Annotated in this window: 25 protein-coding genes and 5 pseudogenes; 22 read left to right on the top strand and 8 right to left on the bottom strand. The window is 59.9% G+C overall.

Annotated features, from left to right (window positions below):
• Window positions 1-96 precede the first annotated feature (96 nt).
• From NKI15_RS22925 to NKI15_RS22900, 6 genes and pseudogenes are all read left to right on the top strand, one after another.
• Window positions 97-735: pseudogene (locus NKI15_RS22925) on the top strand (4-phosphopantoate--beta-alanine ligase); the annotation flags it as partial.
• 93 nt (window positions 736-828) lie between these two features.
• Window positions 829-1,554: a LuxR family transcriptional regulator gene (locus tag NKI15_RS22920; RefSeq protein WP_286456140.1), complete on the top strand. Its 726-nt coding sequence runs from the start codon at window positions 829-831 to the stop codon at window positions 1,552-1,554.
• A gap of 92 nt (window positions 1,555-1,646) precedes the next feature.
• On the top strand, window positions 1,647-2,279 hold the full coding sequence (locus tag NKI15_RS22915; RefSeq protein WP_031206361.1) for an acyl-homoserine-lactone synthase: 633 nt from the start codon (window positions 1,647-1,649) through the stop codon (window positions 2,277-2,279).
• A gap of 22 nt (window positions 2,280-2,301) precedes the next feature.
• Window positions 2,302-2,676, top strand: coding sequence for a transcriptional regulator domain-containing protein (locus NKI15_RS22910; protein WP_352447891.1), 375 nt, complete (start codon window positions 2,302-2,304; stop codon window positions 2,674-2,676).
• A 58-nt stretch (window positions 2,677-2,734) separates the two neighbouring features.
• The gene (locus tag NKI15_RS22905; RefSeq protein ID WP_023673629.1) at window positions 2,735-3,145 is read left to right on the top strand and encodes a DUF2285 domain-containing protein; all 411 of its coding nucleotides are present in this window, start codon (window positions 2,735-2,737) and stop codon (window positions 3,143-3,145) included.
• 169 nt (window positions 3,146-3,314) lie between these two features.
• Complete coding sequence (locus NKI15_RS22900; protein WP_023708080.1) at window positions 3,315-4,289, top strand: hypothetical protein; 975 nt, start codon at window positions 3,315-3,317, stop codon at window positions 4,287-4,289.
• 437 nt (window positions 4,290-4,726) lie between these two features.
• Here NKI15_RS22900 and NKI15_RS22895 read toward each other — a convergent pair whose 3' ends face one another.
• The 3 genes from NKI15_RS22895 to NKI15_RS22885 form a co-directional block, all read right to left on the bottom strand.
• Window positions 4,727-5,479 carry a Crp/Fnr family transcriptional regulator gene (locus NKI15_RS22895; RefSeq protein WP_352887132.1) on the bottom strand — a complete coding sequence of 251 codons (753 nt, stop codon included), beginning with the start codon at window positions 5,477-5,479 and terminating at the stop codon, window positions 4,727-4,729.
• A 112-nt stretch (window positions 5,480-5,591) separates the two neighbouring features.
• Window positions 5,592-5,804 (bottom strand): hypothetical protein, encoded by a 213-nt coding sequence (locus tag NKI15_RS22890; RefSeq protein ID WP_155921670.1) that lies wholly within the window; start codon window positions 5,802-5,804, stop codon window positions 5,592-5,594.
• An 832-nt stretch (window positions 5,805-6,636) separates the two neighbouring features.
• Window positions 6,637-6,924: a hypothetical protein gene (locus NKI15_RS22885; protein WP_352515365.1), complete on the bottom strand. Its 288-nt coding sequence runs from the start codon at window positions 6,922-6,924 to the stop codon at window positions 6,637-6,639.
• Window positions 6,925-7,934: 1,010 nt separating this feature from the next.
• On the opposite strand from NKI15_RS22885, the gene bluB reads away from it, so the two are divergent.
• The 6 genes and pseudogenes from bluB to NKI15_RS22855 all read left to right on the top strand — a co-directional run.
• Window positions 7,935-8,570 (top strand): 5,6-dimethylbenzimidazole synthase, encoded by a 636-nt coding sequence (bluB, locus tag NKI15_RS22880; RefSeq protein WP_023822519.1) that lies wholly within the window; start codon window positions 7,935-7,937, stop codon window positions 8,568-8,570.
• Window positions 8,571-8,923: 353 nt separating this feature from the next.
• Entirely contained in the window at window positions 8,924-9,049 is a 126-nt protein-coding gene (locus tag NKI15_RS22875; RefSeq protein WP_352447890.1) for a class I SAM-dependent methyltransferase, read from the top strand.
• Window positions 9,050-9,435: 386 nt separating this feature from the next.
• Window positions 9,436-11,256, top strand: a complete 1,821-nt coding sequence (glmS, locus tag NKI15_RS22870) for a glutamine--fructose-6-phosphate transaminase (isomerizing) (RefSeq protein ID WP_023808082.1) — start codon at window positions 9,436-9,438, stop codon at window positions 11,254-11,256.
• 446 nt (window positions 11,257-11,702) lie between these two features.
• Entirely contained in the window at window positions 11,703-11,957 is a 255-nt protein-coding gene (locus NKI15_RS22865; RefSeq protein ID WP_031197535.1) for a helix-turn-helix domain-containing protein, read from the top strand.
• Between the two features lie 590 nt (window positions 11,958-12,547).
• A pseudogene (locus NKI15_RS22860) lies at window positions 12,548-13,427 on the top strand (IS1380 family transposase); the annotation flags it as partial.
• Window positions 13,428-13,596: 169 nt separating this feature from the next.
• Window positions 13,597-13,761 (top strand): annotated as a pseudogene (locus NKI15_RS22855) (LysR family transcriptional regulator); the annotation flags it as partial.
• On the opposite strand, the gene NKI15_RS22850 reads toward NKI15_RS22855, so the two are convergent.
• Window positions 13,748-14,953, bottom strand: coding sequence for a beta-ketoacyl-[acyl-carrier-protein] synthase family protein (locus NKI15_RS22850; protein ID WP_023808085.1), 1,206 nt, complete (start codon window positions 14,951-14,953; stop codon window positions 13,748-13,750). The pseudogene NKI15_RS22855 and the gene NKI15_RS22850 sit on opposite strands and share 14 nt — an antisense overlap.
• Window positions 14,954-15,229, bottom strand: coding sequence for an acyl carrier protein (locus NKI15_RS22845; protein ID WP_031206078.1), 276 nt, complete (start codon window positions 15,227-15,229; stop codon window positions 14,954-14,956). It lies immediately after the preceding gene.
• A 575-nt stretch (window positions 15,230-15,804) separates the two neighbouring features.
• On the opposite strand from NKI15_RS22845, the pseudogene NKI15_RS22840 reads away from it, so the two are divergent.
• Together NKI15_RS22840 and NKI15_RS22835 are read left to right on the top strand one after the other, a co-directional pair.
• Window positions 15,805-15,906: pseudogene (locus NKI15_RS22840) on the top strand (LysR family transcriptional regulator); the annotation flags it as partial.
• Between the two features lie 97 nt (window positions 15,907-16,003).
• Window positions 16,004-17,160: pseudogene (locus NKI15_RS22835) on the top strand (IS1380 family transposase).
• Window positions 17,161-17,231: 71 nt separating this feature from the next.
• Here NKI15_RS22835 and NKI15_RS22830 read toward each other — a convergent pair.
• Both NKI15_RS22830 and NKI15_RS22825 read right to left on the bottom strand, forming a co-directional pair.
• A complete protein-coding gene (locus NKI15_RS22830; protein WP_023807036.1) occupies window positions 17,232-17,555 on the bottom strand; it encodes a hypothetical protein in 324 nt (107 codons plus the stop codon).
• 34 nt (window positions 17,556-17,589) lie between these two features.
• Window positions 17,590-18,003 carry a hypothetical protein gene (locus NKI15_RS22825; protein WP_352887128.1) on the bottom strand — a complete coding sequence of 138 codons (414 nt, stop codon included), beginning with the start codon at window positions 18,001-18,003 and terminating at the stop codon, window positions 17,590-17,592.
• A gap of 560 nt (window positions 18,004-18,563) precedes the next feature.
• On the opposite strand from NKI15_RS22825, the gene queC reads away from it, so the two are divergent.
• The 3 genes from queC to queE are packed head-to-tail and all read left to right on the top strand — an operon-like array spanning window position 18,564 to window position 20,349.
• Window positions 18,564-19,262 carry a 7-cyano-7-deazaguanine synthase QueC gene (gene queC, locus NKI15_RS22820; RefSeq protein ID WP_352515443.1) on the top strand — a complete coding sequence of 233 codons (699 nt, stop codon included), beginning with the start codon at window positions 18,564-18,566 and terminating at the stop codon, window positions 19,260-19,262.
• Complete coding sequence (gene queD / locus NKI15_RS22815) at window positions 19,262-19,618, top strand: 6-carboxytetrahydropterin synthase QueD (protein ID WP_023807034.1); 357 nt, start codon at window positions 19,262-19,264, stop codon at window positions 19,616-19,618. The genes queC and queD overlap by 1 nt, the downstream gene beginning before the upstream one ends.
• Window positions 19,615-20,349: a 7-carboxy-7-deazaguanine synthase QueE gene (gene queE, locus NKI15_RS22810; protein ID WP_352515442.1), complete on the top strand. Its 735-nt coding sequence runs from the start codon at window positions 19,615-19,617 to the stop codon at window positions 20,347-20,349. The genes queD and queE overlap by 4 nt, the downstream gene beginning before the upstream one ends.
• 237 nt (window positions 20,350-20,586) lie before the next feature.
• Here the strand turns inward: queE and hemN are convergent, their stop codons facing one another.
• Window positions 20,587-21,936 carry an oxygen-independent coproporphyrinogen III oxidase gene (gene hemN, locus NKI15_RS22805; protein ID WP_352659029.1) on the bottom strand — a complete coding sequence of 450 codons (1,350 nt, stop codon included), beginning with the start codon at window positions 21,934-21,936 and terminating at the stop codon, window positions 20,587-20,589.
• Between the two features lie 151 nt (window positions 21,937-22,087).
• Here hemN and NKI15_RS22800 point away from each other — a divergent pair, with 151 nt between their 5' ends.
• From NKI15_RS22800 to ccoP, 5 genes are all read left to right on the top strand, one after another.
• Window positions 22,088-22,834, top strand: a complete 747-nt coding sequence (locus NKI15_RS22800; RefSeq protein WP_023708062.1) for a Crp/Fnr family transcriptional regulator — start codon at window positions 22,088-22,090, stop codon at window positions 22,832-22,834.
• Between the two features lie 558 nt (window positions 22,835-23,392).
• Window positions 23,393-25,003: a cytochrome-c oxidase, cbb3-type subunit I gene (gene ccoN / locus NKI15_RS22795; protein WP_352515441.1), complete on the top strand. Its 1,611-nt coding sequence runs from the start codon at window positions 23,393-23,395 to the stop codon at window positions 25,001-25,003.
• Window positions 25,004-25,014: 11 nt separating this feature from the next.
• On the top strand, window positions 25,015-25,746 hold the full coding sequence (gene ccoO, locus NKI15_RS22790) for a cytochrome-c oxidase, cbb3-type subunit II (RefSeq protein WP_352515440.1): 732 nt from the start codon (window positions 25,015-25,017) through the stop codon (window positions 25,744-25,746).
• Window positions 25,747-25,757: 11 nt separating this feature from the next.
• Window positions 25,758-25,907, top strand: a complete 150-nt coding sequence (locus tag NKI15_RS22785) for a CcoQ/FixQ family Cbb3-type cytochrome c oxidase assembly chaperone (RefSeq protein WP_023766610.1) — start codon at window positions 25,758-25,760, stop codon at window positions 25,905-25,907.
• A 2-nt stretch (window positions 25,908-25,909) separates the two neighbouring features.
• Window positions 25,910-26,773, top strand: a complete 864-nt coding sequence (gene ccoP, locus NKI15_RS22780; RefSeq protein ID WP_352515439.1) for a cytochrome-c oxidase, cbb3-type subunit III — start codon at window positions 25,910-25,912, stop codon at window positions 26,771-26,773.
• Window positions 26,774-26,848: the final 75 nt, after the last annotated feature.

Raw genomic sequence — 26,848 nt, 5'->3', positions numbered from 1 at the left:
ATCTCCTGCTCGTGTCCCAAACGGCGCGAAACGTCCGAAATCGAGTAGAATCAATGTCATGCAACCTGTCCAGCCAATTTAACCGGACAGCAGTGCACCGAGAACGAGGATGCCGCCAAACTGGCACCGGTTGGCGCGCACCTGCTTTATGCGCCAGATGCAGAGGAGATGTATCCGGCGGGCTTCGCCACCACCGTTTCGGTTTGCGGTGTCAGCGAAGGCCTGTGCGGTACATTCCGGCCGGGGCATTTCGACGGCGTGGCGACCGTCGTCGCCAAGCTCTTCCTGCAGACCAGCGCTGACTTCGGCTTCTTTGGCGAAAAGGACTTTCAGCAAATTCACCTGGTCAGGCGCATGGCCCAGGATCTCGATATTCCAATCACCATTGTTGCCTGTCCGACAGTCCGTGAAGCCGACGGTCTTGCGCTATCATCGCGCAATGTGCGGCTCTCGCCAGCGGAACGCGCTGTTGCTCCCAAGCTATCATCGGTCCTGCTCAAGACGGCTGAGCGGCTTGAGCGCGGCTCACCCATCATGCCAACGCTTGCAGAATCTCGCGCAGCAATTCTGACTGCAGGCTATCGCGAGGTCGAATACCTGGAACTTCGCGATGAAGCAGATCTGCAGCCGATAACAAGCCTCGATCGACCGGCACGGTTGCTTGCCGCCGCCTGGCTCGGCGGCACACGGCTCATAGACAACGTCAGACTATTTCGGATTGGTTCAACAGATTAGCCACGTTCTCGGCACGCGCCGTATTCGTCCGGGATCATCTAAAACAAGGTCTCTGCCTGGCATTGAGCGTTACGGAGGTTACGCACAGGACACATGCATCGCGTGTTTGAGAACTTCGTCGAGCAACTGTCTGCAAGTGTTGATGCTGCCGATCTCTGTGAGGCAATGGCCTCCGCTGCAGCCGGCTTCGACTTCCCGCTATTCGCCTATTTCACCTACCCGTCAGCCTCCGGCGACGCCCCCCAATTGATTTCAAACTATCCTTCATCCTGGACGTCACGTTATCTGCAACAGCGGTACCACAGTCTCGATCCGGTCATCCTGCGCGGGCTGCAAGGCTGGGATACATTCGATTGGGGTGTGGATCGCGCTCGGCACTGTCTGCCGAATTCGCAGCAACAAATTCTAGAGAGTGCGGCTGAGTTTGGCATCTGCGGCGGCCTGACGATGTCCATGCATGATCATCTCGGCCGGTTTGCTGCCCTGACCTTTGCTTCCGACGAGTCCCGTCCGCCTCTGTTGCGGTCACTGGCACGTTACGAAAAAGCATTGCAGCTGGTGGCCATCAACTTTCATATCCATGTCCGGCGCAGGCTCGCCGATCATCGCGTGGTGGATGGTGTAACGCTCACCCCGCGGGAGTTCGAGTGCCTGAAATGGGCGGCGCGCGGCAAGTCGGCTTGGGATACTAGCCAGCTTCTCGGCGTCTCAAAGCGCACCGTGACCTTTCATCTGGAAAACGCCAAGGCAAAGTTTGGCGTTCGAACGATCAACCAAGCCGTTGCACGAATGGCTGCCTCCGGCCTGACGAGATCCTGATTCTCAGCCACGATACCTGTAAACCTCTACAGGCTGCATCGATGTCAGCTTTGCCCTTCGATGGCGGGAACACATCCCACATGGAGGCGACCATGATGCAACTGATAGCACCAGACTTTTACAACGAGTTTGCAGGCGAACTCAAAGAGATGCATGGGCTCAGGTTTCGGGTCTTCAAGGAAAGGCTCGATTGGGAAGTTGATACCGAAGACCAGATGGAATCCGATCCGTTTGATGCTCTCAAGCCTGTCTATCTGCTCCTCAAAGGATCCGACTGGCGAATTCGCGGTTGCGTGCGTCTTTTGCCCAGCACCGGACCCACAATGTTGCGCGACACCTTCCCGGTGCTGCTGGGTGCTGACGTCGTGCCCTCGACCACCGACATATGGGAGAGCAGTCGTTTCGCGCTCGATCTTCCTCCGTCGGCGCCCAAGGCAGCGGGCGGGCTGGCCCAGGCGACCTACGAGCTCTTCGCGGGCATGATCGAGTTCGGCTTGGCCAAGGATCTGACCCGGATCGTAACGGTGACGGACACCCGCATGGAGCGGATCCTCCGCCTTGCTACGTGGCCATTGTCGCGCATCGGAGAACCCAAGTGCGTCGGCAAAACGGAGGCGGTGGCTGGGTTTCTCGAGATTTCCCACGCGAGCCTTTTGCGAATCCGCAGCAGGGGACGTCTGAGCGGACCGGTACTGTGGCAACCGGTTCTAGGCCCGTCAGCATAGCGCCATTGTGGACACCTGTGCCATGAAGGATGCTGGTTTGCCCAAGGAAGCGACGGTCGGCCTTGTATGCTGGCCGGACTGGCGTCGCCAGGACGCTTACCACTACGCCAGACGATTGCCACGGACTGGCTGGGCCTGGGAGTTTCTTCGGCGCAATCCACAATTCCAGCGCGACCACGCCAAAATGGCACCGTCCGCCTGCTTTGTCGGAGCCCAGGCCGACATGAAGATAATCGAGTTGACGACAGAATCAGCTTTCCTAAGACAATGGAGCCTCCTTTTTCGCGGACGCGCCACAGTCGGACGCTACATCGGCGAGGGTCTTTTGGGATCCGCGCGATTGCGCCTGTATTCTACGAGCGGCCGCGGAGCCGCTGGGGCTCGACCACGATTTTGAACCGCTTCACCTTTCATCGCTCTCATGCTGCAAGGACATCCTGCTGACAGCTGCGGGCATGCAGCACGTGCTGCTGAGGGAGAACTGCCGGAGTCTGCAGATCGCCGTTTCCGGTGCGTCCGTCCTCCGCCCGTTGCGGCTATATGTCGACGCAATCCTTCAGCCGCAGCACCTCAAGTTCCATGTCGCTGCCCTTCAGTTCCTGAACGACATCAATGATTGCCGCCGCGTGTCAGCTGCTTGCTTTCCGCCGGAACACCGCGGAGCGCGTCTGCGTATTGTACTGCAGGCTTTGGATGGCTCGCTCGCGGGAGCATCTCATCAGGAGGTCGCCATTGCCTTGTTCGGGAGACGCCGTGTCGAAGAAGATTGGCGTCATCCAGGCGGCCATCTTCGCGATCAGGTACGCCGCGCCATCCAACGTGGCCGCTACCTGATGGGCGGCGGCTACAGACAGTTCCTGAGGTAATTGGGGTGGTTGCGATTGTCTTATCCGAACGCGCAACCTCCATTTCTCACTGCAATGGTGCGTTGCACAAAACGTGGCAAGCTCCTAGTTCTTCCGCGGCGAATCGGGTTTCGGCGAAACACCGGGACCCAACTTCGTCGATAAGTGCATTCATGACCTGAGGACCCCGATGACCGTTATGAACTCCGACAAAGCCGGCGCTGCAAGCCTTGAGACAATCGCGCGAAACGGCAGCATGCTGCGTCGCATAGCCGTACGCATTCCGACCTACCTGTCGGATATTCGCGAAAATCCGGCGTGGCTGCCCATGTTCATGTTGGCGCGCACCATGCCGGCACGGAGAATGCACTGGCGTGGTGCAAAGCCGGTCCGAAGGCCGCAAAGAGCCCAGGACACGATGTTTGCCGGTGTCAATTGCCACGACGTTGTCGACGCGCTGCGGATGGATGGGCTTTTTCCCGGCCTTGTCCTGCCTGCAATGGTGGCTGAAGATGTAGCCGCATTCGCAAGGTGCACACCTTGTTTCGGCAATTTCGATCGCCGACTCGAATTCATGCCGGCGGAGCATGCGGAGGCTGAGGCGCGATTTGGCCGTCCGTTGCTCAGCGGCCATTATTTCGAGCGCATTCTGGGCTGTAAGTCGGCCGTTGCCATCCAAAACGATCCGCTGCTCATGGATATCGCCGCGCACTATCTCGGCGGCCAGGCGACGCTGATCACGACGCGCGTCTGGTGGAGCTTCCCGACCGGCCAGGCGTCGGACGCCGACAAGAACCTGGCTTCGCTCGGCAAATACCATTTCGACCTGGACGACTGGCGGATGCTGAAGTTCTTTTTCTATCTAGTGCCCGTCGACGAGGGGACCGGCCCGCATATCTATGTTCGCGGCAGCCATGATCGCCGCGCCCTCAAGCACCAATTTACGCTTGTCGTCGGCCATCCAGCGCAAGAGATTCTGGACGTCTACGGCAAGCAGAGTCCGGTCACGCTGACCGGCAAGGCCGGTTTCGGTTTCGTCGAGGATCCGTTCGGGTTCCATATGGGCACCGTGCCGTCGCACAGGCCACGGCTGATGATGGAAGTTGGCTTCGGCGTTTCTCCTCCATCGCGCCGCCGCTTCCATGGCGAGCCTGTGATCCGCTGATTTCGAAAAGTCCCGAAACAGCCTTCCCGTTGTGAGGCAAGATAAGGCTATGCGGCTGGCGCAATGAGTCTCGCCATTGCTCCAGCTTCCTCGAGATCGCCTGCCACGCGAAGCCTCAGATGCTCTTCGAAAACCTCCTCTACGGACCGAGTCATCTCGGGTCTCCTTTGGAGTCACCGGAAGGTGGTGCACAGCCGTATCGTGCTTCGCAATCCTGAACGACTGCGAGGGGCGGTTTGTTCCTCGCGTGGCGCATGCAGCGGTGCCGGCATGACAGCTTCGTCTTGGATCCCGATGCTCGGCAACGTCGGCGGTGAAGGCTCTGTCTAGGCGGCTTACCCGGACATGACTCCAATGCAGGAAATCGACCATCTCCTGTTCGAGCACGTTCGTTGGCGATCACCGTCGCGGCGCTACGGACGCCGCGGCGCCTGCGGTCAATGCAGTTTGCCGACTAGCCGAGCGTATTCGGCTTCAGCCCTGCCATATGACCCATCTGCCAGCGCAATTAGACGCGCGCGATCAAGAATGACTACCTCTCCTCGCCTTGAGCGTATCATACCTTGGCCCAAGGTTTGCAGCGCTATGGTGATGCCGGGCCGCCTGACACCGAGCATAACTGATAAGAACTCGTGCGTAATCGCAAAGCTGTTCCCCTCGACGCGATCATCACACATCACCAGCCATCTTGAGAGCCTATCGACGATGTTCATCCGGGCATTGCTGAGCGCGGTGAAGCTTGCCTGGAGGTGAAAGTAGTGAACGTAGCGGAGCAGAAAACTTCGCAGGGTTGGGCTTGTCAAAAGCGCCTTGGTGAAGAGGCCCGCGTCGATAACAAAGGCTCGGGCTTCTAATTGGACGTAACAATCGTGCGTTGACCGGTCATCGCCCATGATAAGCGCTGAGCCGGTCATGCCCTCACAACCTATGATTCCGATCTCAGCTTCAATACCAGGCCGCAGTTCGCCCACCACTGACCCGAGACCGCTCTCGAAGAAGTACACGGTTCTGATTGGAGACCCCGCCACTTCGAGATGCGTCTTCAGTCCAAGGGAGACGCTTTTCAAATGAGGTTGCAGCAAGGCCAAATCTGCCGAGCACATTCGAAGCAGCAGCGAATTGCGATAGATGGAATTTTGGCCGGTGTCGCATTGCGCGGCAGTGTGAGTTTGTGATTTGGAATCTGTCATAGCTCCCTCTCCCTATTGGGGCGGAAGCATGTTGATCGCTCACAGCCGACGGACGCCCTTAGAGTTGCCGTCGATGGCACACTGTATGCCTGCGGACCGCGGATGTCCCATTTTAACTGCGTTGATCGGCGCCAGCCAGGGTTTGGCGCACCCGCTCTAACGCCGCATTCAAATGCTCCAGAAATTCGTCATCGCTTTTGGTCGCCAAGCCGACTTGTCGAGCGCGAGTTACAATGCGCTCCTGGAGTGAAACCGCTGTCTCGTAGTGGTCGACGATCATCTGAAATGAAGCGCTCATTGGGGCGGATTCAAAGAGCTGTGCCATTGTGGCAATGTAGTTCCACGATGATGAGAGTCCATGCGGCCGCCGCTTGGGTAACAATCGTACAATATACCCAAGACTGGCCGCGCTCTTTGGTTAGCCTCCCAGTAATCCAGTAGCCTTGCGAGGCGCAGCTTCTCGTCGCCCTTCTCCTCGTGACCCGGCCGACCAGTCCCGGCTTCAGCCATTCCGCCTTGTCCTTCTTATGCTCCTTCGGGACCGGGACGCCGACCTCGCCCTGCACACGATCCCATAGCGTTTGCCTCTTGTCGGCCTTGAAGGCTAACATCGCCCGCCCTTGTAGGACCGCTTTTCAGCCATGATCACCTCGGGGCGCTGAACGAAGCGCGTGCTTGTCGACTCTGTCGGTCGTCGCAGACGCTTACGGAGGCCTCACCGAAGAGGGCGATGCGCACTCCGGCTCGACGACGGCTGTCGCAAATCAGACTGCTGTGGGATGCACCACCATCGATCGGTACTAGGATTCTCAACCTCGGCAATAAGCTCCTCTGTACAGCAAGCGACCTTCCTGCCTAGCAATACCAAAAGTCAAACCCCGCCGCAGATGCATATCCCTGGCAGCACGCGTCGGTCTTTGGCCACGCATCTGCCAAACCGAAATCAAGTAGCCCGCCATCGCGCGACCCTCAACCCGATCTTGATCATTGCAGTCGGGCAATAACTCATCTCTTTGGAGCTTGGTGGTGATATATAGGCGCCCAAGCCAGCGCTAATATTGCATGGAGCTAAAATGCCCGCTAAGATTTCTTGGGTGTTAGCTGGCGGGTATTTGATGGGGTTTGGTCGTCTAGGCGCGGTCGCTCTGGTTCTGGCGTTATTCATCAGCAGCGCTCATGGCCAAGAATCCTGCGACCCTAACTACACAGGCGCCTGTGTTCCAATCGCCAGCGATGTCGACTGTTCCTCCGGAAAGGGCAATGGTCCCGCATACGTACACGGGCCGGTCTCTGTCGTAGGCACCGATATCTATGATCTTGACCGAGACGGCGACGGGATAGGTTGCGAAAACGGCTAGAGGAGGCAAGTCGCCTTCCAACTTCATGACGGCACCAGCCCATTCGCTGTTTATGGTAACGGTCACGTCCGAGTTGAGGGTGAGCAACGTTCCCAGCCATTTGCATCAAATATTAGGACCTTCTAAATGCGACATGGCGACTCTGCGGTACGACGGTCGAACACCGTCCACGTCTCATCCGTCTCCTGCCATACGTTTGTCAGTTGGTAGCTGATTGTAGAATGTGCCAGTAACTGGGGATGCTCATCGCGTTCCACATGCGCGAGCCCTGATGCGCGTCAGTTATTTTTACTCTCCGAGAGACCACTGGCCCGGGCGATGTTCTCCGAGAAGAACAAAGAGGTAGATGGTTCCGGCATGGTCCCACCAATGCTTTCCCCTTGTGAACGGCATCCAAACTTTTCGGCGGGCTTGAACAGCGGCCGCCTTTGGCGGCTGTCGTAGGGCTGATGATAGGTTCCATTCCAGCTCTTTCTAATGTGTCGTCCGAACAGTGAACGAAAGTAGAACATGTAATTCAAGCGCGAATTGACCGTGAGAGGGATGAGCTCCAATTTTGGGTCATGCCTGACGCTGCTGGAAGACGAAATTGCGGTGGCGACTGGAAGCTCAGCGATGCCCCAAATGAAATTGGGCAGCTGGTGCTGTCCGCTGCGGCGCTATGACGTCAGACGATGGTATCTGCCGAATGACCTGGGAATCTTCGGGGACGTCGAGGCCGGTCGTGGTCGGAAGCAAACTGAGTTGCAGGCGGTGCTGTAGGAACGAGTATATGCAAGCTGAGACGCCTGTCGCCGTCTCCGCGTTCCAGGCCGACGTTCTCCTCGTTCCGAGGCTTGGTCAGCGATACGGGTGCGCCTGAGTGTCAATGGCGCATTTAGCAACGGCCTGGTACACGATTCACCGCCCTGCGAGCTGATCGAAACTGGCTTGGTCGATTGCATCGTAATAGCGCCGCCCACCAGGAAAGATTTTTCTATCGTTTGCGGTTGGGGTCGCATGACGCGATTGTCGGACGCAACAAGCCAGCTTGGCAATAGGCAGAGGCTGTCCACACTGTACTCCCTAGTGCCCAATACATACCTAACGAGACCGCCATGCCGTCACCTCCAGATTTCACCGACGATTTTCGCTCCGGGCTGATCACGCTGCTGCGCTGGCGCAGGGATGTGCGGCGCTTCGAGCCAACGGCTCTGCCAGAGGGTACGCTGGAACGCCTGCTCGAGCTCGCCAGCATTGCGCCCTCCGTTGGCCTCAGCCAGCCCTGGCGCTTCGTAGTGGTCGAGAGCCTCAAGCGGCGCACTGCCGTGAGAGACTGCTTCGAGCGCTGCAATGCCGAGGCGCTCACCCGCTTTTCGGGAGAGCGCGCCTCACTCTATGCCCGGCTGAAGCTTGCCGGGCTCGACGAGGCGCCCTGTCAATTCGCGGTCTTCGCCGACCACACGACCCGACAAGGCCATGGGCTCGGTCGCATGACCATGGCGGCGACCATCGACTATTCGGCCGTCATGGCAGTGCACACACTGTGGGTGGCGGCGCGGGCGGAGGGCATCGGCATGGGCTGGGTGTCGATCCTCGATGCGACCGAGATGGCCGAAATTCTCGACACGCCGCCCGAATGGACGCTGATCGGCTATTTCTGCCTCGGCTATGCCAGCGAGGAGCACGACATGCCGACCTTGGAACGCGAATGCTGGGAACATCGGCGGCCGCCGGTGGTGATCAGGCGGTAGTGGGGCTGCCTATCATTCGCCTCTTCCGTGGCGATGAGCTTGACGCAGATCGGGTCGCCCTTCGCCACGTTGCCATTCCGACCGAAGCCGAGGTTCGTGTTCTTGCAAAGGCTAGGAAAGGGCAGCATGACAAGCGCGACCGCAGCGAAGATGGCGCTTGCGACAACCGGGCTGAAGCCGGGCATGGAGGTGGTCGACCTCTGTTGCGGGGCGGCTGTGCCGATCGCCACAATCGCCCGCCATGTCGTCGCACTACGCCGACCAGCTGGAGGCCGCGCAGCGCCGGCTGACCGGCGCCGGCGCGACCAATTGCGAATTCGTCGCCGGCTATGCGCTATGAACTCGCTACTCTGGTGTCACGCCCCGTCGACTTCGTCTTCACGGCCAACGCCTTCGACGGCGTCCCGGACCGACCGCGGCTGGCACGTGCCGTGCGCGAGGCGCTCGCCCCCGGCGGACATTTTGTTATCGTCAACTGACACCGGCAGCCGCGCGAGACGACGACGGTCCTGAAGCGAACTCAGGCTGTCGCCAAGACAGACCATCGCCGATGCCCAAGTCGGCGGCACAATGCTCCTACCCGCAGGCCCGTCGTCCGTCCACTGTCCAAGGCCTCCTGGCCTTTCTGAGGCCGTGATCCTGCCGCGGGTGTGAGTTTGCGATCCTCATAAGAGCGTCAGGCGCGAATAGAAGTTTGGGTCGTGGCCCCACAGCGGCCGACCTATCCATCGGGTGGATGGTAGTTATCACAACAATCAATTTTACCAATATTATGGATTACTACTACAAGGCCGCCACTTAAAGCGGCCGGACGGGTATCCGTCTCGCGTGGGCTGGTGCTGCCCGCAAAGATGCGGAGACGAACATGTGCGGGATTGTTGGCATCGTTGGGCAACAGCCGGTGTCGGATCGGTTGATCGGCGCGTTGAAGGGTTTGGAATATCGCGGCTATGATTCCGCCGGCGTTGCGACGATCATCGAGGGTGCCTTGCACCGCCGGCGCGCCGAGGGCAAGCTCGTCAATCTCGAGACGCGACTGAAGGAAGAGCCGCTGAGCGGCAACGTCGGCATCGGCCACACGCGTTGGGCAACCCACGGGGCCTCGACCGAACGCAATGCGCACCCGCACTTTAGCGACGGTGTCGCCGTAGTCCATAACGGCATCATCGAGAATTTCACCGAGCTGAAGGACGAATTGGCGGCGGATGGCGCCGAGTTCCAGACCGACACCGACACCGAGGTCGTTGGGCATCTCTTGGCAAGATACCGCCGAGAGGGCATGAGGCCGCAAGAGGCCACGCGTGCCATGCTGAAACGCGTCAAGGGCGCCTATGCGCTTGCCATCCTCTTCGAAGATGAACCGACGACCATCACGGCGGCGCGCAACGGACCACCGCTCGCGATCGGTCACGGCGACGGCGAGATGTTCCTGGGCTCCGACGCAATCGCCCTTGCTCCTTTCACCAATGAAATTACCTATCTCATCGACGGCGACTGGGCCGTTGTCGGCAATTCGGGCGCCCATATCTTCGATATCGACGGCCGTCCCGTCGAGCGTCCGCGCCATATCTCCACGGCCGCGGCCGATCTGGCCAACAAGGGCAACCATCGCCACTTCATGGAGAAGGAGATTTACGAGCAGCCCGAGGTCATCGCCCATGCTCTCCGTCATTACATTAACATCATAGACAGTCGCGACATGGTTCCTGGCATTGATTTCGCCAAGGTCCCGAGCTTGGCGATCTCTGCCTGCGGGACCGCCTATTTCGCCGGACTGATCGGAAAATACTGGTTCGAGCGCTATGCGCGCCTGACGGTTGAAATCGACGTTGCGTCCGAATTCCGTTACCGCGAGATCCCGTTGCCGCCGCAGTCGGCGGCTCTTTTCATCTCGCAGTCCGGCGAAACCGCCGATACGCTTGCGTCATTGAGGTACTGCAAGGAGCGTGGGCTGAAAATTGGCGCTATCGTCAATGCCTGCGAATCGACCATCGCTCGGGAGGCCGATACGGTTTTCCCGATCCTTGCCGGACCGGAGATCGGCGTCGCCTCTACCAAGGCTTTTACCTGCCAGCTTGCCGTTCTAGCAGCACTCGCCATCGGCGCGGCCAGAGCCCGCGGGACCGTCCCCGAAGACGAGCTGCAGGGGCTCGTCAGGAGCCTCGCCGAATTGCCGCGCGTGATGGGCCACGTACTCGAGAGCATCCAGCCGGAAATCGAGTTCTTGTCGCGCGAACTGTCAAAGTGTCGTGACGTCCTGTATCTCGGCCGTGGCACCAGTTTCCCGCTAGCGATGGAAGGTGCGCTGAAGCTCAAGGAGATTTCCTACATCCATGCCGAGGGCTATGCAGCGGGTGAATTGAAGCACGGGCCGATCGCATTGATAGACGAGAACATGCCAGTGATCGTCATCGCGCCCCATGACCGTCTTTTCGACAAGACCGTTTCCAACATGCAGGAAGTGGCTGCCCGTGGAGGGCGGATTATCCTCATCACCGATGAAAAAGGGGCAGCCGTATCGAAACTCGAAACCATGCACACGCTCGTGCTGCCGGTTGTCGACGAGATTATCGCGCCAATGATCTTCTCGCTCCCGATACAGCTTCTAGCCTACCACACGGCGCTCTTCATGGGGACGGATGTAGACCAGCCGCGCAATCTCGCAAAATCGGTCACGGTCGAATGATTGTGAACCTGTACAGGTGGCGATGCGCCTCCAGGAAAGCGGTACCCCTTGTCTGGATCCGAAGCCCGGATCAAACCAGATGACCATTGTTTGCTGCAATTGCGAAACTCGGTAGCGGTTACGAGCGGGTCTTTCGCTGCCTCGCCGGTGGAGATTGCCGAAGCTGGCAGTGTCCGTGCCGAAAGTTCGAGTTGCTGTTCAAGAAAGCCATCGGCGAGAATGGTCCACGAAGGATCGCAGGTCGCATGCGCTACGCCGACCAGGCTCTCAGCACGGGTAGCCTTGATACTTGATCAGAAGCAGGTGAGCCGCCATATTCCGGCCCGGCGAGTTCAGCGGCCCATCATGAGGCCGGTTCGGCCGAATGGACGACCATTTTTTTTATTTGCTAGGTGTGCGCCGCGGGGAGGAATCTCCGAGGGAGCTCCCAGTTCTTGGAGATGTTTATGAAGGATTCGCGCATTCCCGAACCAGTCTTGACGGCTATGTCCCAGGGAACCCACATCGTCCGCGCTTATCGCGAGCACCTTGGATATTCGATCGACGACCTGGCGGTCGCGTGCGGGCTGGCCGCTGAGGAAATCCAAAACATCGAGCGAGGTCTGAGGTACAGCAAGGGCTATCGGGATCGGATAGCGAAATCGCTTTCCATACCTGTGGGAATTCTTGAGTCGGAGTTGGACATTTCGGACGCCGCCTGATCAGTCGGATGATCTGCAATGGGTGGACTAGCTGTTGTGATGTGAAGCTTGCGGCTGATGTCGACCCTTGATTCGATTGGATGCGAATGCCTTCTGGCGCAGCTCGCCGAACAACAAAGCGATATAGCCGCCCGGAGTGCTACGAAACGTGCACGACGGCATCGGCTCGCGACGAAGGATTGTAACGGCGAACTCTTCCTAGTTCGGCAAGGCGATGCTGGCTTGAGCATCAACTCGGCCTACGGGCTGAATCGTCCAACATGGCGAGTCGCGCCGCTCTGAAATTAACATGGCGGGCATCCTGACGTTTCCGGGTTGACTATGGGCGTTCGAACCACGAAAAGGGGCCGCTCTTCGTGAGTGGCGTGCGCCGGCAGTCTGACCCCCAAGCCCCCCGCCCAGGCTGCCGGCGCGCTTCTTCTGGTGGTTACGCGCGTCCATTTGCGATCTCGTTCAGTGAGTGCACCGCAAGCACCCTCTCTGCTAGCCTGAAAAATTCATGGGGGTTGGTGGATGTGGCGCAAGCCTTGAAATGACGTAGGATTTGGTTGCTTAAGCCGATCCGAAATTTCCCGGAGACCACACCCACCATGAACGATCTTGCGCTGCCGCTGAGCGGTTTGTCATCAGTCGGCGGCAAGTCCGTCGTCGCCCGTTTCGGCGGCATGCTGTCGTCCAACAGCGGCGTTCTGGCCTTGGCCGAGGTGGAAAAGCGGTTGCGGATGGCCGAGCGTCTGCCGCGTTGCATCGACGATCCGCGCTGCCCGGACCAGGTCGTCCACAGCCTGGCGGACATGATCGGCTTTCGCATGAAGATGATCGCCGCGGGCTACGAGGACGGCAACGACGCCAACCGGCTGCGCCGCGATCCGGTCTTCAAGATGGCCCAGGATGCGCTGCCGTCGGGTCGGGATCTGGCGTCGAAATCGACGCTGTGCCGGCTGGAGAACCTACCCGGCGTGCGGGAGTTGGTCGATGGGACGGGGGATGGTCGATCTCTATTGCGCCTCGTTCCGGCAGGTGCCGAAGCGGATCGTACTCGACATTGACGACACCTTCGACGCTGTGCACGGAGGCCAACAGCTTCGCCTGTTCAATGCCCACCATGACGAGTACGGCTTCCAGCCGATCGTCGTGTTCGATGGTGCGGGACGGTTCGTCAGCGCGATCCTGCGACCGGCCAAGCGGCCGAGTGGGGCTGAGATCCGCCCCCACCTGCGCCGTCTGGTGCGGGCGATCCGGATCAACTGGCCGAACATTCGTATCCTGCTCCGCGGCGATAGCCATTATTGCAACCCGCAGGTCATCGACTGGTGCCGCGCCAACGACGTCGACTTCATCTTTGGCCTCGCGCCCACCACGACCCTGCGCAAGCATGTCGCGGATCTGGAGGCCAGCACGACGGCACGCTTCGAAGCGTCGGCCAAGACAGGCAAGGTCCGCAGGTTCAAGGAGTTCGCTGACGGCGCCCGCGGCGCGGCCCGGGCCGGCAGCACTCAGGCGGCTATAACGGGCGCAGAGCCGACCCTGAGGCTTCCAGACATTGTCGTGTACAGCTTCAGACCCTCAAGCCGAGCCCGCAGGGCCTCGCTTACCTTTTACGGGGCGGCGGTACGTCCAAGCCGCTTCAACAGTTAAGAATTTCGCAAAGACGATACCCCCGGATCGTCGAGCTTCCGCTGCCACTTCCCGCATTCGCCGAGGCGGTCAATGACCCGCCCTTCACAATAGTTATCTGGCAAGCATCTGGATGCGAGAGATAATGTTGCCGGAGGCATCTCTCATGGCTTCTACACCTGCCTGAACGCCAGAACCGCGTTCGTGCCGCCAAAGGCGAAGGAGTTGCTCAGTGCCACGCGCACCTTGCGCTCGCGTGCCACATTGGGCGTGACGTCGAGATCGCAATCGGGGTCCAGCTCACGATAATTGGCAGTCGGCGGCACGACGCTCTCGCGGATAGCCATCACGCAGGCGATCAACTCGAGCGCGCCGGACGCGCCGAGGCAATGCGCGTGCATGGACTTGGTAGAAGAAATGGACATTGAGAAGGCGTGCTGACCGAAGACTCGCTTGATCGCCGCCGTCTCGATCTGGTCGTTGGCCTTTGTGCCGGTGCCGTGCGCGTTGAGATAGTCGACATCCTCGGCGTCCAGCCTGGCATCGGCAAGGCAGGCCCGCATTGCTGCCTCCGGCCCCTCGACAGTCGGCGCGACGATGTCGGACGCATCGGCGGAAAGGCCGGCACCGGCAATTTCGGCAAGGATGGTGGCGCCCCGAGCCAGGGCATGCTCGTAGCTTTCCAGCACCGCCATGCCGGCGCCTTCACCAAGCGATAGGCCCTGGCGATCGGCCGAGAATGGCCGGCAAGCATCGGGCGAAAGCACGCGGATCGCTTCCCATGCCTTCAGCACACCCCATATGAGCGGCGCTTCGCTGCCGCCGGCAAGCATCACGTCGGCCCGGCCGTGCCTGATCTGGTCCACCGCGCAGGCAATCGCATGGTTTGCCGAGGAACAGGCGGACGTGACGCCGAAGACCGGCCCGCGCAGGCCGAGACTCATGCTGACCTGGCCGGCAGCGGCACCCGGCATCGCCTTGGGTACAGTCAAGAGAGCGGCACGCTTACCGCCCAGCAGGATGGCGCGGTAGGTTTGCTCGATCGCATCCCACCCGCAGCCGCCAACGCCCACCGTCGCACCGAAGCGATAGCTATTTCCCTCTTTGGAGGAAAGTCCGGCCTGACGCATGGCTTCGCGCGCCGCAAGAACAGCGAGCAGGCTGAAGCGGTCCATGGAGATGAGTTGCTTGCGGTCGATGTCATGCTCCGGCAGCGCTTTGATCTCGGCACCAATCCTGACCCTCAATTCATGGAGCTCGGAGTTGACGATTGGGCCGATGGCGGAGCGGCCTTCTCGCATCTCTGTCCAAATGGCGGCGGTGTTGGTCCCAAGCCCGCAAATCCCGCCAATCCCAGTAATCACGACGCGCCTGTCCATTCACACCCCCGTAGCGAGCAAGCTGCGCACGGCTTCCACCATGTCCCCAACATTCTGGAGATCCGACCATGCCTCGGCCGTATTCATCTCGATCTCGATGCCGTAGGCCTGCTCCAGGTCCCAGAGAACGTCCGCCAATCCCAGTGAATCGATACCGAGCGAAGTCAGTCTCGTGGCAGCCGTTATCTCGCCGCCTGTGGCAGGCGCTATGCCGCCCTCCGACGCGGCGCGCTTCTTGATCATGGCGATTATTTCGTTGGCGAGTTGATCTGCCATCTTGTTCCTTTCCAGCTTGCGTTTTCGGCGTCGTTCAAAACCCGAGTCGCGTCGCGTTGCCAAAATTGCCCCTCATGGAGCCCTGTGCGCCGACCAAGCCCAATGCCCATAGGAACCGGACGAGTTCCGGCTTCTGCGGCGTCAGCCCGATGACGAAGAAAAGTCGCCGGCCTCCCGCTTTTGCGCCAGCACATCAAGAATCTGCGTGTAAATGGATAGGAACCGTCGTCAAACGTCAGCTAAACGCTGCGACGGTGGGTGCTGTCAGCGTATTCACTCGGCACCTCATATGTAATCGAGATGTTTCATAGCTCCGGACCAGTTGCGATCAACTATTGTACCGGTCCGCCATTCGTCGGAGAGTTCGACATGATCGGAGCGCTGCCTCTCATTTCCAGTACAATCTCCACCGCACGCGACAGATTTCCTCTTTCGGGCTCATCTCAAGGGACTCGCCACGCGATAGGGGCAGTGATCGGCGCACTTGAGATCCTGCCAGGTCCATGCGACATTCCGGAAAATTGGTAAAATCCTTTGTTTCAATCAAATTCATCCACGCTATGGATAGCTAAGACATTCGTTTCAAAGGGCTCGATCTGAATCTTCTCGTCGTTCTCGACGCGCTGCTGAGCGAGCGCAGCCTCACGGCGGCGGCACGCCGCATCAACCTAGCCAAATTCATGGGGGTTGGTGGATGTGGCGCAAGCCCGTTGAAATGACGTAGGATTTGGTTGCTTAAGCCGATCCGAACCATTTCCCGAGACCACACCCACCATGAACGATCTTGCGCTGCCGCTGAGCGGTTTGTCATCAGTCGGCGGCAAGTCCGTCGTCGCCCGTTTCGACGGCGGCATGCTGTCGTCCAACAGCGGCGTTCTGGCCTTGGCCGAGGTGGAAAAGCGGTTGCGGATGGCCGAGCGTCTGCCGCGTTGCATCGACGATCCGCGCTGCCCGGACCAGGTCGTCCACAGCCTGGCGGACATGATCGGCTTTCGCATGAAAATGATCGCCGCGGGCTACGAGGACGGCAACGACGCCAACCGGCTGCGCCGCGCTCTCGACACCTTCGACGCTGTGCACGGAGGCCAACAGCTTCGCCTGTTCAATGCCCACCATGACGAGTACGGCTTCCAGCCGGATCGTCGTGTTCGATGGTGCGGGACGGTTCGTCAGCGCGATCCTGCGACCGGCCAAGCGGCCGAGTGGGGCTGAGATCCGCCCCCACCTGCGCCGTCTGGTGCGGGCGATCCGGATCAACTGGCTGAACATTCGTATCCTGCTCCGCGGCGATAGCCATTATTGCAACCCGCAGGTCATCGACTGGTGCCGCCCCAACGACGTCGACTTCATCTTTGGCCTCGCGCCCACCACGATCCTGCGCAAGCATGTCGCGGATCTGGATGCCAGCACGACGGCGCGCTTCGAAGCGTCGGCCAAGACAGGCAAGGTCCGCAGGTTCAAGGAGTTCGTTGACGGCGCCGCTAGTTGGAGCCGCGTCGAGCGCATCATCGCGCGGGTCGAGGTCGGCGCCCACGGTGGCGATATCCGCTTCGTCGTCACCAACCTTGCCGGTGGGAAGGCCAAGGCGCTCTACGAGGATGTCTACTGCCGGCGCGGCGCGGCCGAGAACCACATCGTGGAAGACGCATCTTGCCGCCGACCGCACATCCTGCACCAGAGCGACGGCCAACCAGTTCCGGCTATTCCTGCATGCCGGTGCTTACTGGTTGATGTGGGGCTTGCGGGCCGCGATGCCGAGGCGCTCGAGCTTTGCCGTCGCCCAATTCGACACGCTGCGATTGCGCCTCATCAAAATCGCTGCGCGGGTGGTCGAGATGAAATCGCAAATCCGCCTGCACCTGCCGACATCGTGCCCCGACCAGCGCATCCTGCGCATCGTCCTCGATCGCATCCCCCAACTCGCGACATAACGATGGGCGCAGGCGCCCGAAACGAACCCGCCGACCGCAACCTGTAAACCCCCGCCTGCCATCACGACGGATCATCGCCGGCACCCGACGAGGCTTGTCAAAATGCACAGGGCGGCCAGATCGCCGATGCAGGCCGCCGAAAGCTCATCGCCGTGCATCAAGGCGGCTAGATGGCAACGAGGCTTATGCCGCCCGTGCATCGCAGCTCCATATGCATGAGGGGTCGTCGCTTCAAAATACTTGATACATTTGCGCTTGCGTAGCTCCTTGCATGCGCGCGATGCCAGGAGGAGACCTCTGTCTAAACGCTCGCATCGATGCAACGCCGTTGACACCATCATCGCGGCGACCGCTTTGCCACGGCCGCCGCAGCCCTTTTCGAGCATCACGATCATGCCGGCGCCATCGCACAGTGATGCACATGCAAATTCAGAGATGCACTCTGGCCATATGCAAGGTGCCCAGCATATGTCCGGCATCCCGCAACGCCGCTACGAAAAGACGGGCATTGCCGTTGGCATCCATCTTTGCCTGCATCGACAGGGGCATCCTGTGCCAGCTCTCCAAGGCCGCAATGTAATGTGAGAACATACCGTTAACGATGCAATAGTGGGTAACTAGGCCGTGTCCGTCTAACGCCAGCACGCCGAATTGGCCGCCGTGATATCGGATGGCTGCGACCCGCTGGACCTGCGCGTCACCGTCGATCCGAACGTCGAAAAGCAGGCTGCCGCGGCTCCTGGTGGCTATCTCGGCGGCTTTTTCAGCGAAGCTCAACGAGAGCGAGCGGACGCTTTCGACTGCCATCTGTAAAACCATCAAGTTCAGTTCATCCACTGCCATGAGGTACCTGTGCGCAAGACATGGGTGATTGCAATCGACCACACCGCTTGTTCACAGATGTCGGCTCACGACCGGTTATTCAGGGTTCGCCGGTCATCCATTGAGGGCGTGCTCATCAAAATGCTCCTGAAGTGGAATGCGCTGCATCTACGAAACGCGAGGAGCAGGCCAGCCAAAGCTGTCGCGACAATTGATCTCATAATCCATCCCGATATCTGGATTTCGGCATCGCTGAACATACCTGGTAAGTGAGCTGTTTGCGGCAAGCCCATCTCGGCTTTGTACCCCGAAACCGTTGCAATGGCGTCGCTCGGCGCTCGGGACCGCCAGGCTCTGCTCGTCGAGAACTTTGTCCCCGAGAAGCGTTCGACTTGAGCATTCCGCTCAAGGGTGACGTCTCGCCAGTCCGTGTCCTTGCAGCTCACCGCGAAGGCTTTTTGCGCATCGCACGCAAGCGCACGAATTGGTCTCCGTTCACTTCACAAAATGGTTTTCCTGAAGTACTGGAGCGCAGAGAAATCTCCGGTCGCAGCCTACCCGGTTAAAACAAGGACCCAACGATGAAGACTCTCGTCGTCTGCTCCGGCGGATTGGATTCCGTTACTCTTGCCCACAAGGTGGCAGCGGAGCACCAGCTTACCGGCCTGCTATCGTTCGATTACGGCCAACGGCATAGGAAGGAATTGGGCTTCGCCACCCTTTGCGCGGAGCGCCTGAGTGTTCCGCAGCGAATCATCGATATCCACGAGATCGGCGGCGGCCTTTCCGGCTCCGCGCTGACCGACAATGTGGACGTGCCCGACGGGCACTATGCCGAAGACACGATGAAGATAACGGTGGTGCCCAACCGGAACGCCATCATGTTGGCCATTGCCTTCGGCCTCGCCGCAGCGCAAGACGCTGACGCAGTGGCGACGGCCGTGCATGGTGGGGATCACGTTGTCTATCCCGATTGCCGTCCGGCCTTCATCGACGCTTTCCAGATGATGCAGGACCACGCGCTCGACGGCTACGCGCAGATTCGCCTTTATGCACCCTATGTGAACCTGACGAAGGCGGACATTGTTACGGATGGAGCCACATACGGCACGCCGTTTGCGCAGACCTGGTCCTGTTACAAGGGCGCCGAGCGTCATTGCGGGAGGTGCGGGACCTGCGTCGAGCGGCGTGAGGCGTTTCACATCGCTGGGCACCCCGACCCAACCGAGTATGAGGACTCCGACTTCTGGCTCGGAGCGCTGCGAAGGACCACCGCGTAATGTTCCGCATCACCAAGGAATTCCACTTCTCAGCCTCGCATCAGCTCACCTCATTGCCACCCGATCACCAATGCGCGCGCCTGCACGGACATAACTACATCGTCGAAGTGGAGCTTTCAGCGGATGGACTGGACGATCACGGCTTCGTGCGCGACTACCATGACTTGGCGCCATTCAAACGCTACATCGACGAGAGCTTCGACCACCGACATCTCAACGACGTGCTGGGACACGAGCAAGTCACGGCGGAATATCTGGCCAGACATTTCTACGAATGGTGCAAGGCACGCCTGAGCGAAACCGCGGCCGTGCGGGTGAGCGAAACGCCGAAAACCTGGGCGGAATACCGGCCATGACGAATACTCATCCCGCAATCCGCGTTAGCGAGATTTTCGGGCCGACGATCCAGGGCGAGGGCGTGCTCATAGGTTTGCCGACGATCTTCGTCAGAACCGGCGGGTGTGACTATCGCTGTTCCTGGTGCGACAGCCTCCATGCTGTGGACAATCAATTCCGCCATGAATGGGAGATGATGTCCGTTGGCGCGGTGTGGAAAAATGTGCTTGCCCTTTCCGGTGGCCGCCCGCTGATGGTGTCGCTATCAGGCGGCAATCCGGCCATCCAGCCGCTCGGCGCGCTCATCGACCGGGGCCATGGTGACGGTTACCGTTTTGCCCTGGAAACCCAAGGGTCGCTTGCCAGGGACTGGTTTGCGCAGCTTGACGTGCTGGTCCTCAGCCCAAAGCCGCCGTCAAGCCAAATGACGACAGATTGGGCCGCTGTCGAGGCGTGCCTCCAGGCGGCACAAGGCAAGCCCCAAGTCGTGCTCAAGCTCATTGTTTTCGACGAAAGGGACTACACCTACGCGAAAGACGCCGCTGCGCAATTTCCGCAACTTCCGATCTATCTGCAGCCCGGCAATCACACGCCGCCACACCCCACAAATGATGACGCGCCTGTCGACCTTGACGGAATATTGAAGCGCATGGAGTGGCTGGTTGACAGCGTGACCCGCGACAGATGGTTCGAGGCCCGCGTGCTACCGCAGCTGCACGTTGTGCTCTGGGGTAACAAGAGAGCCGTCTAGCCCAGGCCCTTTCCACTGGAACTGCGCCGGCAGAATTCGGGTGAACGGATGGTTCAGGTCGAAGGGAGCTGTCGCCGACAACCATGATCCGACAGGCAGGGCTCGAGCGGACGATATCGTCGCTGCGCCAAGACGCGTCTGGTCCGCTCCGAATCTTGTCTCGATACGACGGTCGCCGATCAACAAACGTACCGCGGTCCATGATCGACTGAGAGGCATGACCGTTCCTCTGAGTGCTCAGACTGCCGCCGAGTGCCTGGCCGTTCCAGCTTCGAAATGTTTGTCGAACCTGGCCGCGATGCTTCGGACGAAAGGGCGACTTTCAGCCGGCACAACGAATCTGTCGCCATCAAGTTCAAGCAATCGAACCGGATCGTGGAGGGCCATGGAACTTGACTGAAGGAGGAGCCTCTGGCCGGCCTCGCCGAAGCGTTCCACCAGATCGATGGCCGAGAAGGCGAAGTCGCACATCAAACGCTCGATGATCCAGCCGCGAACGCGGTCGTCGTTGGAAAGTGCGATACCCCGAACAGCGGCCAGCCCGCCGTCATCAACCGTGCATCGATATTCGCTGGTCGAAGGCATGTTCTGCGCATAGCCCTGCCGAAACTGGCTGATGGACGATGGGCCTAGCCCAATCAAGGTTTCGCAGCAATCGTCGGTGTAACCCTGAAAGTTCCGGTGCAGTGTTCCGGCGCGGGCGGCAAGGGCCAGGGCATCGCCGGGTTTGGCGAAATGGTCGAGGCCGATTGCTTCGTACCCCTGGTCCACGATCGCCCGCGCCGCCAGTTGCGATTGAGCAAATCTCTCCGCGGGACCGGGCAGCCATGCCTCGTCTATCATCGTCTGATGTTTCTTGAACCACGGCACATGGGCGTAGCCAAAAAGCGCTATCCTGTCCGGCTCCAGGGTCAGTGCCTGCGCGACCGTTGAGGAAACGCTCGCCCTGGTCTGGTGCGGCAGGCCGTACAGCAGGTCTAGATTGACGGATTCGACGCCGCGCGAACGAACACCGTCGACTACCGCTTTGGTCTGCAAAAAGCTCTGCTCGCGGTTGATTGCCTTCTGAACCTTCGGATCGAAGTCCTGGACGCCGAGGCTCGCACGAGTCATGCCGATTTCGGCAAGCGCATCGAGGCGGGCATCGTCGATATCGTTGGGTTCGATTTCAACGCTGATCGTGGCGCTGGGAAGAAAGCCGAAGCTCTTGCGCAGGGCGGTTCCCAGCGCCACCATATCTTCGGGCTTGAGCATCGTCGGCGAACCACCGCCGAAATGGACGGCACGCACACGACCTTTGCCTGCAACAAGACCGGCGACGGTAGCGATCTCGGCATGCAGTGAGCGGAGATAGATCGTCACCGGTTCGTAATGGCGTGTCTGCTTGGTATGGCAGGCACAAAACCAGCAAAGCTTGTCGCAGTATGGGATGTGCAGATAGAGCGAGATTTCGTCGCCCTCGTTGAGCGCTTGCAGCCAGCCACGACAAACGACAGCATCAACGCCTGGATGGAAATGCGGCGCGGTCGGATAACTGGTATAGCGCGGGACGTTCTCGCCAAATCTGGCAACTAGCTTTTGTCGCATGTCGTGGTCCACCGTGTTTGCGTCGCCCAACTGTGGATGCTTGGATGAGCCTAAGCCCTGATTTCGATCAACCTTCAGCACGGACAAACTGCCGCAAGGATTTTTCTACCGTGGATGCTATCCTGCCCGCACGGACCGGTAGAGCGATCGAATGACATTACGGCAGGATATTCACAGTTCCGGCATCCCCGTTCTTTGCCTGTCTTGCGAGGCACGGCGCCGCGGTGTCTGTGGCGCGCTAGAGCCAGACCATTTGGCTCAGCTCGCCAAGACGTCGTCGCGGCACAATATCGAGCCGGGGGTCGAACTGATCGGCGACGCCGAGGCGGTCGACTGTTATTCGAACGTGCTTTCAGGCGTGGTGAAGCTCACGAAGAGCCTGTCAGATGGACGCCAACAGATTGTCGGCCTGCAGTTCGCCCCGGATTTTCTGGGTCGGCCCTTCAAGATGAAAAGTGCGATCAATGCGGAAGCGGCAACAGCTGTCTCGCTATGCTCGTTTCCCAGAGCGGCCATCGAACGGATGATGAAGCAGTCACCCGAATTTGTGCATCGCCTGCTCAAGCAGGCGCTGAACGAACTTGACGAGGCACGCGAATGGATGGTGACTCTGGGGCGCAAGACCGCACCAGAGAAGGTGGCGAGCTTTCTCCTCATGATTGCCCGGAACATCGACTCCAATGTTGACCCGACGGCTAGCTCGACGTGCTTCGAGCTGCCGATGACGCGTGCCGACATTTCTGATTTCCTTGGAATCACAAACGAGACCGTGAGCCGTCAGCTGACCAGCCTGAGAATGGACGGCGTGATTCGGATCGAGAACAACCGCCGCGTCACCGTGGACAGCATGAGCCGGCTGGAACGGCGCTGCGGCGGCCGAGGCGCTACAGCCGTTTGAATGACGCAGAAGCTGCATGGCTCCCGTCACTTACTTCATTCGGGGCAGGGCATGCTCGCGTTGGGCTCAGAAGAAGTCGCGTAGCGACAGCCCGTTCTCCATCCGATCGTATGCGCCAGTTGCGTTTCGGCTCGTCGGCGAAGCATCCACACTTGGCCGAAGTCAATACGCCTCATCCGCAGGGGAAAATCGCCGTCTCCCCAAGCCATTAATGTCACGACGGCAGCGTAACGCTGGCGCTGGCTGTTCCAAGGCATTGAAACGATCGGCGTTCGGTAAGGCATCGACCTGCTTTCCAGCGTCGCAGAAGGTGCGCTCCCCCACACGCCCGCGGTCGCCTCCGCACCCCGGGGCCCGACCGGGGACGCCAGGCCCCATCCATAAACGGGCGGCCGGTGGTGCGCTTCCACATTCGATCGTCGCAGTCTGATCGCACCGAACTCGATGCTGCTCGAGCAAAATGGTGCGGCTCTGACATGGATCAGGGCGAGCAGGCGACGGCTGCGCAATAAGGCACCGCGGTTTGGCATCCGCCGGAATTGGAAATCGGGGCTTGCGATGAAATTCGGCAAAGAAATCGTGCTTCTAAGCCTGTTCGCATTCGCGGCTTTGGTGGCGGCTGGCGCTGGGGTGGATGAACCCTTTCGCCAGCACATGTGGGTCTTGTTCTTCGCCTTGGCTGGCTTCACTGCGATCCTACTGCGCAACACTGAGTTCAAGCCTGCCGCGCCGATCGACCCGTCCGCTTACATGGACGGGCCAATCCGCTATGGCGCCATCGCCACCATGTTCTGGGGTGTCATCGGCATGCTTGTCGGGGTGGTCATCGCGCTGCAGCTTGCCTATCCCGATCTCAACATTCAGCCGTGGTTCAACTTCGGCCGCTTGCGGCCTCTGCACACCTCGGGCGTCGTCTTCGCCTTCGGCGGCAACGCATTGCTTTGCACGTCTCTCTATGTCGTCCAACGCACCTGCCGCGCTCGGCTGTTCGGTGGCGATCTCGCCTGGTTCGTGTTCTGGGGCTACCAGCTCTTCATCGTCATGGCCGCGACCGGTTATCTGCTCGGCATCACCGAGAGCCGCGAATACGCAGAACCCGAATGGTATGTCGACATCTGGCTGGCAATGGTCTGGGTCGCCTATCTCATCCTGTTCCTCGGCACGATCCTGAAGCGCAAGGAACCGCACATCTACGTCGCGAACTGGTTCTACCTTTCCTTCATCGTGACCATCGCGATGCTGCATGTGATCAACAACCTGTCGATGCCGGCCTCCTTCCTCGGATCCAAGAGCTATTCCGCATTTTCCGGAGTCCAGGACGCCCTGACGCAGTGGTGGTACGGCCACAATGCCGTCGGGTTCTTCCTCACAGCCGGCTTCCTCGGCATGATGTATTATTTCGTGCCCAAGCAGGCCAACCGGCCGGTCTATTCCTACCGCCTGTCGATCGTCCATTTCTGGGCAATCATCTTCCTCTACATCTGGGCCGGGCCGCATCACCTGCACTACACCGCTTTGCCTGACTGGGCGCAGACACTCGGCATGGTGTTCTCGATCATGCTGTGGATGCCGTCATGGGGCGGCATGATCAACGGCCTGATGACGCTGTCGGGCGCCTGGGACAAGCTGCGCACCGATCCGATCATCCGCATGATGGTGATGGCCATCGCCTTCTACGGCATGTCGACCTTCGAAGGCCCGATGATGTCGATCAAATCGGTCAATTCTTTGTCGCACTATACCGACTGGACCATTGGCCACGTCCATTCCGGCGCACTCGGCTGGGTTGGCATGATCTCGTTTGGCGCGCTCTACTTCATGGTGCCGAGACTCTGGAACCGTGAACGCCTCTATTCGCTCAGGCTCGTCACCTGGCATTTCTGGCTGGCGACGCTCGGCATCGTCGTCTACGCCGCGGTGATGTGGGTGTCCGGCATCATGCAGGGCCTGATGTGGCGCGAATACGACGAGCAGGGCTTCCTGGTCTATTCCTTCGCCGAAACCGTGGCCGCCATGCATCCTTACTACATCATGCGTGCCATCGGCGGCGCCATGTATCTGGCCGGCGCCCTCATCATGGCCTGGAACATCACAATGACCATCCTCGGCTACCGGCGCGAGGAGGATCCGATGCCGCGCTCCACTCCCGCCCTCCAGCTTGCGCGATGATGAGACAGAAAATGAGGTTGATGAACAGACACGCACTGATCGAGAAGAACGCTACACTTCTTCTCCTCGGGTCGCTGCTGGTCGTGACAATCGGCGGCATCGTCGAGATCGCGCCGCTCTTCTATCTCGACAACACCATCGAGAAGGTCGAAGGCATGCGGCCCTACTCGCCGCTCGAACTTGCCGGGCGCAACATCTATGTCCGCGAGGGTTGCTACCTCTGCCACAGCCAGATGATCAGGCCGTTCCGTGACGAGGTTGAGCGCTACGGCCACTACAGCCTGGCGGCCGAGTCGATGTACGATCATCCCTTCCAGTGGGGATCGAAGCGCACCGGACCGGACCTCGCTCGTGTTGGCGACCGCTATTCCAACCTGTGGCACGTGGATCACCTGACAGATCCACGTTCCGTGGTGCCGGAATCGATAATGCCGAGCTATGCCTTCCTGAAGGACAAGCCGATCGCGGTGAAGGACTTCTCGACGCATCTGGTCGCAAACAGGCGTGTCGGTGCCCCTTACACCGATGACATGATCGCGCATGCTAACGCCGATCTGATGACGCAGGCTGATCCCAACGCTGACACCTCCGGCCTCGAGGCGCGCTACCGCAAGGCCAAGATCGGCGATTTCGACGGCAATCCGCAGCAGGTGACGGAGATGGACGCGCTGGTCGCCTATCTGCAGATGCTGGGCACGCTTGTCGATTTCAAGAACTACGATGAGACCGCCGGCTACCGCTGAGGACAATGGCGATGACGTACAATTTCATGCGGGAGTTTGCCGACAGCTGGGGCCTACTTGCCATGGCTCTTTTCTTCATCGGATCCGTTGCCTTTGCACTTCGTCCCGGCAGCCGCAGGCAAGCCGGCGAAGCAGCTCAAATTCCTCTGAAGGAGGACTGATCATGAGCAGCGATCACATCGACGAGGTTTCCGGCATCTCAACCACCGGTCATGAGTGGGACGGAATCCGGGAGCTGAACAACCCGCTTCCGCGCTGGTGGGTCTGGACGTTCTACATCACCATAGTCTGGGCGATCGGCTACACCATCGCCTATCCGGCATGGCCTCTGCTGCACACGGCAACCAAGGGTGTGCTCGGCTATTCCAGCCGCAACGATGTCGGGAACGAGTTGTCCAAGGCTGAAGCCGCCAAGGGCAAATATGTCGCCGCGATAGAAGCGAAAAGTGTTTCGGAGATCGCGGCGGACGACACGCTGCGCGAATTCGCCATCGCCGCCGGCGGCGCCGCGTTCAAGCTCAATTGCGTGCAGTGCCACGGTTCCGGCGCCCAGGGCTCCAGGGGCTTCCCCAACCTCAATGACGACGACTGGCTGTGGGGCGGCGAGGCGGACCAGATCCAGCAGACGATCACCCATGGCATTCGCTTCGCCTCCGATCCGGATACGCGCCTGTCGGAAATGCCGGCCTTTGGCGACGTTATCACCGCAGACCAGATCCAACAGGTCAGCGCCTACGTCGCCAGTCTGTCGGGCGCCGTCGTCAATCAAGCATTGGTCGCGCCGGGCGCAAAGGTCTTTGCCGAAAACTGCGTGGCCTGTCATGGCGACAATGCAAAAGGCAACAAGGAACTCGGCGCTCCAGATCTGACCGACGCCATCTGGCTCTACGGGTCAGGCGAAGCGGCCATCGCGGCCCAGGTAACCGCACCGAAACACGGCGTGATGCCGGCTTGGGGCGCGCGCCTCGGCGAGATCAAGGTCAAGGAACTGGCGGTCTACATCCATTCGCTTGGCGGCGGAGAATAGGAAAGAAGCCTATTCTCGTCCTCCCCCCTCCCGCCAAGCGACGAGGCCCGGCGCAAGCCGGGCCTCGGCATCATC

It is taken from the genome of Mesorhizobium sp. M0862, assembly GCF_040319795.1.
Taxonomy (GTDB): Bacteria; Pseudomonadota; Alphaproteobacteria; order Rhizobiales; family Rhizobiaceae; genus Mesorhizobium.
Note: the sequence above shows the minus strand (reverse complement) of the source record. Positions and strands in the feature narration are given on the sequence as shown.

Coding starts and splice junctions, on each gene's coding strand:
- NKI15_RS22915 (WP_031206361.1), top strand. CDS start 1,647: ATGATGCAACTGATAGCACCAGACTTTTACAACGAGTTTGCAGGCGAA.
- NKI15_RS22865 (WP_031197535.1), top strand. CDS start 11,703: ATGAAGGATTCGCGCATTCCCGAACCAGTCTTGACGGCTATGTCCCAG.
- queE (WP_352515442.1), top strand. CDS start 19,615: ATGACGAATACTCATCCCGCAATCCGCGTTAGCGAGATTTTCGGGCCG.
- queC (WP_352515443.1), top strand. CDS start 18,564: ATGAAGACTCTCGTCGTCTGCTCCGGCGGATTGGATTCCGTTACTCTT.
- NKI15_RS22830 (WP_023807036.1), bottom strand. CDS start 17,555: ATGATCGTGATGCTCGAAAAGGGCTGCGGCGGCCGTGGCAAAGCGGTC.
- ccoN (WP_352515441.1), top strand. CDS start 23,393: ATGAAATTCGGCAAAGAAATCGTGCTTCTAAGCCTGTTCGCATTCGCG.
- NKI15_RS22905 (WP_023673629.1), top strand. CDS start 2,735: ATGCAGCACGTGCTGCTGAGGGAGAACTGCCGGAGTCTGCAGATCGCC.
- glmS (WP_023808082.1), top strand. CDS start 9,436: ATGTGCGGGATTGTTGGCATCGTTGGGCAACAGCCGGTGTCGGATCGG.
- NKI15_RS22825 (WP_352887128.1), bottom strand. CDS start 18,003: ATGGCAGTGGATGAACTGAACTTGATGGTTTTACAGATGGCAGTCGAA.
- NKI15_RS22920 (WP_286456140.1), top strand. CDS start 829: ATGCATCGCGTGTTTGAGAACTTCGTCGAGCAACTGTCTGCAAGTGTT.
- ccoO (WP_352515440.1), top strand. CDS start 25,015: ATGAGGTTGATGAACAGACACGCACTGATCGAGAAGAACGCTACACTT.
- NKI15_RS22895 (WP_352887132.1), bottom strand. CDS start 5,479: ATGACAGATTCCAAATCACAAACTCACACTGCCGCGCAATGCGACACC.
- ccoP (WP_352515439.1), top strand. CDS start 25,910: ATGAGCAGCGATCACATCGACGAGGTTTCCGGCATCTCAACCACCGGT.
- bluB (WP_023822519.1), top strand. CDS start 7,935: ATGCCGTCACCTCCAGATTTCACCGACGATTTTCGCTCCGGGCTGATC.
- queD (WP_023807034.1), top strand. CDS start 19,262: ATGTTCCGCATCACCAAGGAATTCCACTTCTCAGCCTCGCATCAGCTC.
- NKI15_RS22910 (WP_352447891.1), top strand. CDS start 2,302: ATGAAGGATGCTGGTTTGCCCAAGGAAGCGACGGTCGGCCTTGTATGC.
- NKI15_RS22845 (WP_031206078.1), bottom strand. CDS start 15,229: ATGGCAGATCAACTCGCCAACGAAATAATCGCCATGATCAAGAAGCGC.
- NKI15_RS22900 (WP_023708080.1), top strand. CDS start 3,315: ATGACCGTTATGAACTCCGACAAAGCCGGCGCTGCAAGCCTTGAGACA.
- NKI15_RS22890 (WP_155921670.1), bottom strand. CDS start 5,804: ATGGCACAGCTCTTTGAATCCGCCCCAATGAGCGCTTCATTTCAGATG.
- NKI15_RS22800 (WP_023708062.1), top strand. CDS start 22,088: ATGACATTACGGCAGGATATTCACAGTTCCGGCATCCCCGTTCTTTGC.
- hemN (WP_352659029.1), bottom strand. CDS start 21,936: ATGCGACAAAAGCTAGTTGCCAGATTTGGCGAGAACGTCCCGCGCTAT.
- NKI15_RS22785 (WP_023766610.1), top strand. CDS start 25,758: ATGACGTACAATTTCATGCGGGAGTTTGCCGACAGCTGGGGCCTACTT.
- NKI15_RS22850 (WP_023808085.1), bottom strand. CDS start 14,953: ATGGACAGGCGCGTCGTGATTACTGGGATTGGCGGGATTTGCGGGCTT.